7 protein-coding genes are annotated in these 10161 nt (G+C 36.7%); 2 read left to right on the plus strand and 5 right to left on the minus strand.

What is annotated here, in order from left to right; translation table 11 throughout:
• Positions 1-443: 443 nt before the first annotated feature.
• Positions 444-1979, plus strand: a complete 1536-nt coding sequence (locus ACP6PK_RS20605; RefSeq protein WP_426562200.1) for a hypothetical protein — start codon at positions 444-446, stop codon at positions 1977-1979.
• A gap of 971 nt (positions 1980-2950) precedes the next feature.
• Here ACP6PK_RS20605 and ACP6PK_RS20610 read toward each other — a convergent pair.
• From ACP6PK_RS20610 to ACP6PK_RS20620, 3 genes are all read right to left on the minus strand, one after another.
• Positions 2951-3370 carry a late competence development ComFB family protein gene (locus tag ACP6PK_RS20610; RefSeq protein ID WP_426562202.1) on the minus strand — a complete coding sequence of 140 codons (420 nt, stop codon included), beginning with the start codon at positions 3368-3370 and terminating at the stop codon, positions 2951-2953.
• 613 nt (positions 3371-3983) lie between these two features.
• Positions 3984-4901, minus strand: a complete 918-nt coding sequence (gene rbsK, locus ACP6PK_RS20615; RefSeq protein ID WP_426562204.1) for a ribokinase — start codon at positions 4899-4901, stop codon at positions 3984-3986.
• A gap of 178 nt (positions 4902-5079) precedes the next feature.
• Complete coding sequence (locus ACP6PK_RS20620; RefSeq protein WP_426562206.1) at positions 5080-5649, minus strand: NAD(P)H-dependent oxidoreductase; 570 nt, start codon at positions 5647-5649, stop codon at positions 5080-5082.
• A 175-nt stretch (positions 5650-5824) separates the two neighbouring features.
• Between ACP6PK_RS20620 and ACP6PK_RS20625 the strand changes: the two genes are divergently transcribed.
• A complete protein-coding gene (locus ACP6PK_RS20625; protein ID WP_094671635.1) occupies positions 5825-6187 on the plus strand; it encodes a winged helix-turn-helix transcriptional regulator in 363 nt (120 codons plus the stop codon).
• Between the two features lie 486 nt (positions 6188-6673).
• Here ACP6PK_RS20625 and ACP6PK_RS20630 read toward each other — a convergent pair whose 3' ends face one another.
• Both ACP6PK_RS20630 and feoB read right to left on the minus strand, forming a co-directional pair.
• A complete protein-coding gene (locus ACP6PK_RS20630) occupies positions 6674-6901 on the minus strand; it encodes a FeoC-like transcriptional regulator (RefSeq protein ID WP_094671820.1) in 228 nt (75 codons plus the stop codon).
• A 628-nt stretch (positions 6902-7529) separates the two neighbouring features.
• Positions 7530-9860, minus strand: coding sequence for a Fe(2+) transporter permease subunit FeoB (feoB, locus tag ACP6PK_RS20635; RefSeq protein ID WP_426562209.1), 2331 nt, complete (start codon positions 9858-9860; stop codon positions 7530-7532).
• Positions 9861-10161: the final 301 nt, after the last annotated feature.

Genomic DNA, 10161 nt, shown 5'->3' on the forward strand with positions numbered 1-10161 from the left:
GAGATAAATATATGTTGACCTTAATTCCCAAATCTTCGGCAAAATGAAATATTTTTACTTTTTCCTTCTCTTGGAAATAACTTCTAGTTTTCCCAGCAAAGCTGTTTGATTGTTTTCTATTTTTAGTTAGAGGGAATAGACTAAATATTTGACTGAAAAAAGCATTCTTTGACTGAGATAAATATATGTTGACCTTAATTCCCAAATCTTCGGCAAAATGAAATATTTTGACTTTTTCGTTCTCCTGGAAATAACTGCTAGTTTTCCCAGCAAAGCTATTTGATTTTTGGCTATTTTTAGTCAGAGGGAATAGACCAGATATTTACCTCACATAAATCTTCTTTTAGCCAAAGAAATTTACCTTAAAAACTGATAACTGAAATTATTTTTTCCTTCCCCAATAATTTATGAATTACTCAAGAAGAAATTTCCATAAACTCACTATGCAATTTTCCCTAGGAATGGGAATTGCGCCAATATTGTCAAAATATATGAATCTCAACTTATCAGAAAATTTATTAGAAAATAAAGTTAAAGAATTTTTTGCTTATCTCGACCCAGAAATTGATTTATTAATTCCAACATATTTGGGAAATGACCAAAGAAGATTTTATGATCGTGGTACACCAGAAAATTTTCAAGTGCTAGATAAATTTAAACTAGGAACGGGTGTAACTTATGTTGGTAAAACCAAAAAAGTATGGAGTGGAGCTGGATGGACGGGACAACCAACTATTACTAAAGATAGGGGAAAAACTTATTTAGTTATTGGCAGTTATGACTATCTTTTACGCAAAATAGATATTGCGAATAATCAGGAAGTTTGGCAATATAAATTTGATGATGTGATTAAAGGTTCGGGTACTATTTATATTGATGAAACTGCTAATGAAGAGAATCGCATCGTAATTTTACAAGGGAGTAGAACAGGTAGACCAAAAAAAGGAATTGCTCCTAGTTTTCGGGCTATTTCTTTTAGAACTGGCAAAGAAATTTGGCAACTTAATATTAGAAAAACTCGTAGTTATAGCCGAGATAATGATAGTTCTGCTTTGCCACTGGGAAATGGTTTAATTTTCAATGCTGGGGAAAATGCTATTGGTTATTTTCTTAATAGTTCTGCCAATAAAGCTAAAATTAAATCTGGTATTAAGCAGCCAGAAATATTATCTGAAGTCAAACTTTATGTAGATAGTGATGCGAGAAGACAAGGGGGAAATCTTGTTTCAGAATCATCTCCTGCTAGACTCAATAATAAAATATTTTTAGCAGCAGGTTCCGGTCATATTTATGGTATTGATATTGAGAGTAAAAAGATAGTTTGGGATTTTTATACAGGTTCAGATTTAGATGGTACTGTTGCTATTTCTAAATCGGGTAAATTATTTTGTGCTATTGAGAAACAATATATTCCGGGAAATGGTGGAGTAGTAAAATTAAATCCTAATAAAACACCCCAGGAAAGTGTCGAATGGTTCCTACCTACAGGTAATATTAAATTTAATAGTTGGTTAGGAGGAATTATTGGGTCGGTAGCATTGAATGATGAATATAATAATTATGGTGAATTTCCAGCATTATTTGCTACTAATGCTATTGATGGATATCTATATATTGGTTCACAAGATTTAACCACAGGAAATCAAGTTAAAGGACCTTTGAAAAAATTTAATTATGATACTCCTTTAATTGTATTTAAGCAGAAAATAGGACCTTCTATTTCAACACCAATTTTTACTGATGGAAATAAATTAGTAACTGCCGGATATAATGGAGTTTATCTGTTTAATTTGAATTGGGAAACTGCTCAACCTAATGATAAAAATGCTTTACCTAATAACAAGGGAGAATTTTTTCGTTTGATAGTAGAAGAAGCTGGCAAATTTGCTGGTAAAGTTTCTTTTGAATCTACTCCTATTGTTTGGGATGGAATTGTCAGAATTTGTGGTCGGGATGGTTGGTTATATAGTTTTGGTTGAAGTAGTTTTATAGACAAATATTTTTACCACAGATATACGGAGAATTAATATCAAGTTTCATTAATTAAGCATAATAAAAATTTTCTTCTGTTGAGAGAGAATATTTTTCAAGTTTCCTCTTGTTCCCTACTCCCTATTCCCTATTCCCTTTTTTAATTAAAATTATGACAAATTGCTTCTCCTAAAAATCTAGTACCTCCAACCTATAGCACTAAAAAAAAGTGTAATGATATTAATAAAATTCAAATTCTTTAAAACTAATAGTTTTGATTTTAGCGGAATGCTGAAAGCTATCAAGCCTAAAGTCTATTACCGAACAATCAAGGTATAAAGCCTTTCCTTTTATGGAGAAAAAAGAAAAAAATCTTTTTGGTCAATCCTCTTCTTGATCAAAAGAGGTAATTATTAATTATTAATTGTTGAAACACCACCTAAACTACCTTTTTTAAATTTAGTATTATACCAATTTAATGAATTTTTTTGACAAATAGTATAATTAAGAAAGAAGCAATAAAGACTAAATGTTGAAAACAATGGGGAAATAATAGAGATAACTTTCTGAAATGAATTGGATCGGGTATTTTTAAGCGTTTATGATTAAGATGCACCTTTTTGTAACATTCTTTTTTCAAAATGGTATGATACCAACTACCATAAATTAATGCTCTACTTAGATAAAACTTCAATTCTTAAGTAATTAACAGGAATAAATAATATTTTGGCTAATTATTAGCAAATTATTGTTAATTATTTTTATGTTTATTTTCCTCTACTCCCTTACCGAAAAATCAAGGTTTCAAGCCTCTCCTTTCAAGGAGAAAAAAACAAAAAAAATCCTTTTAACCAATCCTATTATTTTTAATAAGAGGTAATAATTAATTATTAATTGTTTCGGCTGTCGCCGACATGAAAATTATTAATTATTGAATCTCCTACTCAATAAAATGTAGAAAAGTTTTTGAGAAATAGTATTATCTAGCGCACCCTGGGCGATAGTAGTGACTATGACGCGAACTATAGTTTTGATTAGCACTTTTTTGACTTTCTGAAGTAGCTGTTGCTGTTGCAGAAGCTACTTTTTTGATTTCCTCCTTAAATAAAGGAGTTGATTTTCTAAGAATATCTTTTTGTACCGCAGCAAAAGCATGACTTACTACCATAGCAATCTTTTTTTCATAATCTTTTTGGGCTTTTTTTATTTGAAACTGTAAACCTTCCTTACTAGAAGCATATAATGGTGGAAGACGATTTAGTGCATAGGTTTCTACATCAGCTCGCTTAATATATTTTGTCAACTTTTCAGGCAACAGCGTCATTTTCCGATTTACTTCCTGTGCAACCATCTCTTCCATAATATTTACATATTTCTTTTTAGAATTAGTCTGAATCATTTCATATCTCCTTTGAATTTTCAAATATTGAATATTTCTTTTGTGTTAATTAACTCTATACTGTAATCATCTCAGCTTTTTCTGGTTGTGGCAGTGACTTCTGAGTAAAATTACGGTGATTTTTGGGAAGTGATGGAGTGAGTTATTCAACTACAACAAAGTGAAGCAAGTTAATAATTCAGGGTGATGAACATCACAATCTACAGATGCTCAGAGAAACATTTAGGAGTAAATCCTTAAATATAACATATTAATACTCAATAACATATAAAGATTTAGTGAATATTTTATCTGTTTTATAGAGCAGTTGATAAAGTTGCTTGACAGCGCTTTTGCTGATGGATAAACCACATCGTCACAACCAAAACCTTGTAGGGACGTTCCATGGAACGTCCCTACTATGCGCTTTAAGATCGAATCCACTCCCTTTGAAGTGATATCCTGTCCGTTTGTATCGGAGCGTGTAAAAGTTGGGGAAATATCTACCGCCATATAAAGGTTTTTTCTTCTCTTAAAACTTCTTCCTTCTTCCTTCTTACTTCTTCCTTACCTTTTGAGCAACTTTCTACAACCAGCCCCTACTATTGCAGAGTATTTTAGGCGTGTCACGCAACTACCTTCTTAAAAGAAAATTGTCAAATGTTTTTCTATCTGCCATAGCAGGTTGAGCGCCTGATTTCGTAACACATAAAGCACCAGCAGCAGCACCCCATTTCACAGCTTCTTTTAATGACAAACCCGTATCTAACGCTGCCGCTAAACCACCATTAAAAGCATCACCCGCAGCAACAGTATCGATCGCTTCTACTACAAAAGCAGGTTGAAAAAATGTTTCCTCTGCAGTTGCGCAAATAACACCTTTAGCTCCTATTTTCACCACAGCATTTTTCACACCACGCCGACATAACTCAATAGCTGCCTGAGTAGCAGTTTCTTGATCGTTTACTGCAAACCCAACCAGTTGACTTGCTTCAATTTCATTAGGAGTAATAATATCAATCAAACTATAAAAATCATTGGGAAAATTTACTGACATTGGTGCTGGATCGAGAATAACTTTCACCCCCATTTCTTGTGCTACTTTTGCAGCACTTATAGCAAATTCTAAGGGAATTTCCAATTGTAAAAGTAAAGCTGTGGCATCCGATAACAAATTTCTCAGCCGTTCGACATCTGTATTATTAATACTATGGTTAGCACCAGGAACAACAATAATACTATTTTCTCCAAGAGCATCAACCGTAATAACCGCCACCCCCGTATGAATATTCTCATCAACTACCACACCTGCTGTGTCAACATTAGCAGTTTGCAAACTTGTCAGAAGTTGTTGCCCAAAACTATCATTTCCCACCCGCCCCACTATTTTCGTCGGAATGCCAAGACGAGCAGCAGCAACAGCTTGGTTTGCTCCTTTACCACCACCTGCGGTAAAAAAGTTGTTGCCATTAATAGTTTCTCCTGGAGTCGGTAAACGGGGAGTCGTTGCAATTAAGTCAATATTGATGCTGCCAAAAATAATTATGCTCATAGAGTAAGTAAATAGGGAAAGGCGATCGCTAAATTTAATAAAGGCATATTGCCTATTGCCATTATAATAGCGATCGCCTTTTAAGTAGTCAAATTCTCAGTAATCTCGAAATTAGCTTAAACCTCAATATCCCAGAAGCTTTCCTGATATAGATAATACTTCTTGAACGTCTGCTTTTCTAGAAGGATGGATCAAGAAAAACTCTAGTTAAATGACGAATATACCGGTCTTTATCTGACTCAAATTGAGGATTTTTAATAATGTTGTGGCAAGAAAAATGAGGTAACTCCTCTAAACCACAATATTCCTGGGATTTACGCATTGGTAGCAACAATTCTTCTACCGATCGCCCTGCAAAAAAGCTATTCGGATTATTATTATTGAAGACTTCTAGGGGTGCATTCCAGGTAGTAGAGAGCATAAACTTTTTACCTTTCATTAGTCCACCCGAGGCATATTCACCACCACTAAAGGCGAAAAATTCACCATAAGCGTAGACATCATCCATGTATCGCTTTAATGATGCTGGCATCATGAACCAGTAGACTGGGTATTGAAAGATTACTGCGTCAGCTTGTTTGAATTTGGCAATTTCTTCTGGAACATCATAGCTGTCTTCAACAATAGTCGTCAAAACTTCATAACCAGCTTTTAAAGTTTCTACTGCGATCGTAAAAAGACTTTGATTATAGTTACCTTTAGCAAATTCGTTAGTTTCTTTACCTAAAATTAAGAGAATAGTTTTCATTAGTTGGCCTTAATTGATTTAGTATTTGTCATTTCAGCTATTAGTTATCAGTACCTCCTGGTGAAACAGGAGGCTTGAAATATGGAAATTGTTTTTCTTGGTTACTGCCATGATTAAAATATATAAAATCAAGTTAGTATAGTCAACCAGTATACTTTTAGTAACCAGGTGAAGAATGAGTTCTAAAATTGAAATAGAAATGGACGATCTAGGTCGCAAACGGGCAATTGAACCTTGTGTTAGACCTTGCGCAATTGAACGCGGAATGAGGTTTGTAGGCGGAAAATGGAAAGGTTCTATTCTTTGGCATCTGAAGGATAAACCTGTACGTTTTGGCGATCTAGTTCGTCAAGTTGGCGGAGCGAGTAAAAAGATGGTAACTCAAAGGCTAAGAGAAATGGAGGATGATGGTTTGGTTAAACGTAACGTAGTTAGTACCAAGCCTTTTGCCGTAACTTATGAGATAACTGATTTTGGGAGAACAGCGATCGGGTTTTTAGAAGAGTTAAAGAAATGGTCGGAGGAGCAAAATATCTAATAGGGAGTAGAGAGCAGGGAGAAAGATTAAAGATATAGATGTATCTAGTCCAGTAGTGGGCTGTTTCATCTAAAATAGTGCCATAGTAGGGGCGAGTTTTAGCTAGAATTTTGGGGGTTGCACATTAAAGAATGATAATAAATTTTCAACTTTACATATATTGAGGAAAGAGTTATCCAAAAATATCTACTTTCATATTTCATCATTATTGTGCAACACCGAATTTTGATGCTTACTCTAAGATTTACACCGAACCGCCCTAATGCACACCCATTAGTTGTGTCAGTCCACTACTAGACTAGAGGTCATTTCAGTTATCAGTTATCAGTTATCAGTTATCAGTGAACCTCCGACTTAAAGTCGGAGGCTTGAAATACTGAGTTAAATATTTTTTTCATCCCCTTAAAAGGGGAGGCGCATACCCTCATTTTTTGGTAATGAAGCTGATAGCTGACTGCTGTTTGCGCAGCATTCCGCAGGAAATCCTTACGAATGGCTTAACCCAACCCATTCATAAAATTCAATCATTTCTGAGGCACAGTTGCAGCAGTTAGTACATTTTTCTCCTGTCATCAGACGAATTCTTCCTTTATGAATTAGTCGTTTGAGTAAGGGACGCATAGCATTAGCATCCATCTGAAAATGCAAAGCTAACTCAGCTAAGGATATCTTGCCACATTTTTCTAAATAAACTTGAATATCAGTTAAAATCATAATCAGGGAATAGGGAATAGGGAATAGGGAATAGGGAATAGGGAATAGGGGAAAGTAATTGATAATTTACAGTGGTTTTCATTTCGGTAGACCACAGTAGGGGCGTTTGCGGAGCATTCCGGAACGGAAATGGCCATGTGCTAACGCAAAGCTCCGCTTTATATGTCGCGCAGCAAAACGCCCCTACAGAGTTTTGGTTTTGACGTGAGGTCATCAATCTCAGAAGCGTTGTATGGATAAGAATTGATTTGATTTTGGATTTTTGGAGACATCTATTGGGAATCCACAACCAATTGATTCTATCTCCTGTATTCTGTCTCCTGACTGATAACTGATATCAAATCCGGTAGTATCGGTAGAATTTAAAGCCGTAGGGGTTTGGTCTCCAAACCCTCCACAAACTAGGAGTTTTCACTCTTTTGGAGATGGTCGAATTTATTCACTCCGATTTATCGGGAACCGTAGCCAGCGGATTTGATATGATATCATGTGCGGATAATCAGTGATAAAAAAGTTTTTGTTCGTAGTTGGACTTTAGCCCATCTATAGTTCGGGCTAAAGCCCAACTACAAACTTTAATTATAACTATTCAACCGGACATGATATGATAACTGATATGACTCCTTCTTCAAGTAACTTGTTCCTGACTTCTTAATCTAATAGGTTTAGCTAACTTCATTATAGCCAAAGTAGCACCCGTAAATATCAATGAACCTACGATCCAAATAAAGGAAAAACCAGGATGTTGTCCAAAGGTACAAATTTGATAGAAGACAGTAGCTACAATGTAAGCTAATCCTGTTGTCCAGAAGGCTACAAACAGCATCCATCCCATATTAGTTTCTCGATAAACAGCCGCCGTTGCTGAGACGCACGGAAAATAGAGCAGCACAAATAACAAATAAGAAAATGCTCCTACTTTGCCATCAAACCGCCTCGCCATAGCTCCAAATGTTCCTAACTGTACTTCCTGTTCCTCAGCCGCTATTTCTACATCTTGAGTCTCCCCAATATTTAACCCCAGGGGATCGAGTAGTTGATTTGGTAAATCAGCTAAATTAGCGGGAATGCTAGCAAATGCTTCTCCAATACCTCCCCAGAAACTAAAACCCTCTTCCTCAGTTTCTGCATCAGGATTATCTTCTTTGGCTAATTGTCCGTAAATCGAATCTAAGGTTCCCACCATAGCTTCTTTCGCAAAGACTCCAGTGAAAACTCCCACCGTTGCAGGCCAATTTTCCTCTGTAATTCCCATGGGAGTAAAAATGGGAGTGACTGCTCGACTGGTGCTACTGAGAACAGATGTTTCGCTATCTTGGTTGCCAAAAGAACCGTCTACACCAACAGAATTTAACAATCCCAAAACCATCACCATCAAAACAATTATTTTGCCAGCTTTCCACAAAAATGCCTTTAAGCGTTCCCAGGTTCGGATTAAAACTCCTTTAATTCGGGGCAGGTGATAGGGTGGTAACTCCATAACTAAATGACTTGCTTCTCCTTGGAGAATAGTATTTTTCATCACAAGTCCTGTAAAAACTGCTGCCACAATACCCAAAAGATAGAGTCCAAAGACAATATTTTGTCCGCCGATGGGGAAAAAAGCTGCTGCAAACAAAGCATACACGGGAAGTCTCGCTCCACAAGACATAAACGGATTCATCATAATAGTCATCAGACGATCGCGGGAATTTTCTAAAGTCCGTGTAGCCATAATTGCCGGAACATTACAGCCAAACCCCACTAACATCGGTACAAAAGATTTTCCTGGCAATCCCACAAACCGCATTAATCGATCCATCACAAAAGCAGCTCGCGCCATATATCCCGAATCTTCCAGAATTGATAAAAACAGGAACATAAACCCAATTACAGGGATAAAAGTGGCAACAGTTTGAATACCACCTCCAGCACCATCAGCTAAGAGAGCAATTAACCACCCTGGCGTACCCATTCCTTCCAGAAGATTAGCCAAACCATCAACAAAAATTGTGCCCGCAGCAATATCAAAGAAATCAATAAAAGCAGCACTGACGTTGATGGTAAAGAGAAACATGACATACATTACCAATAAGAAAATGGGAACCCCTAGCCAGCGATCAAGAACAATCCGATCTAAGCGATCGGAAGTTGTACTACTAGCTTCCCCAATGCGTTCGGTAGCTCCTTGGGTTAATTGACGAATAAAACCATAACGGCTATCAGCAATAATAATATCAATATCTTCTCCCAATACCTGATGGATTTTGCGACGGTGTGTCACCACAATTTTCACCAAGTCTGCACCTCCTAATTCTGGGGCAACTCGGTCTTCATATTGCAGTAAATTTAAAGCCGTCCAGCGAGGTTCAACAATCCGTTTGCTACTATGTTCAATAATGTAGGGAACCAATTCAGCTAAAGCATCTTCAATCACTGCTGGATAAGCGACATAACTAGGCGATCGACTGATATTTTTCACCAGTTTACCTACTGTATCCAATAAGGGTTTGATTCCTTCTTCTCTAGAAGCATTCATTGGGATAACTGCACACCCTAATCGTTCTCGTAAGAGATCGGCATTGATAGAAATACCTCGGTCTTGCGCTACATCCATCATATTGAGGGCAATAATCATTGGTAGCCTCATCTCCATGATTTGGGTTGTTAAATAGAGATTACGCTCCAAATTCGATCCATCAACGATATTGATGATTAAATCTGCTTCCCCGGACAGGAGGTAATCCCGCGCCACCAGTTCATCCATTCCTGTTCCCTCTTCTTCGACATCAAGGGAATAAACTCCAGGTAAGTCTACTAGGGTAATTTCTTTTCCTTGGTAAGTAAACTGACCTTCTTTGCGGTCTACAGTTACGCCAGGCCAATTACCTGTGCGTTGGTTAGATCCTGTTAGGGCATTAAAAAGAGTTGTTTTCCCACAATTGGGGTTGCCAATGAGGGCAATAATTGGTTTAAGCATTAGTTTTGAAGATTAGAATTGATAACTTGTTTTGACAGCAGTTTTGGTTTCGATAGGTAACAGTAGGGGCGAATAGCCCGCCCTTACAAGGTTTTGGTTATGATTGGAAAAAGTAGCCCATAATTTTCTATAGATTGATGTTTTATTCATCTATTGGACAATAGTTACAGCAGTTTGCGCACGTTATCAAGTGCATCTGCGGAGCCAGTCCGGGAACTATTTCATCTATTGGACAATAGTTACAGCAGTTTGCGCACGTTATCAAGTGCATCTGCGGAGCCAGTCCGGGAACTATTTCATC

It is taken from the genome of Dapis hubbardiae BLCC-M172, assembly GCF_050016015.1.
In the GTDB taxonomy this organism is placed as follows: Bacteria; Cyanobacteriota; Cyanobacteriia; order Cyanobacteriales; family Microcoleaceae; genus Trichodesmium.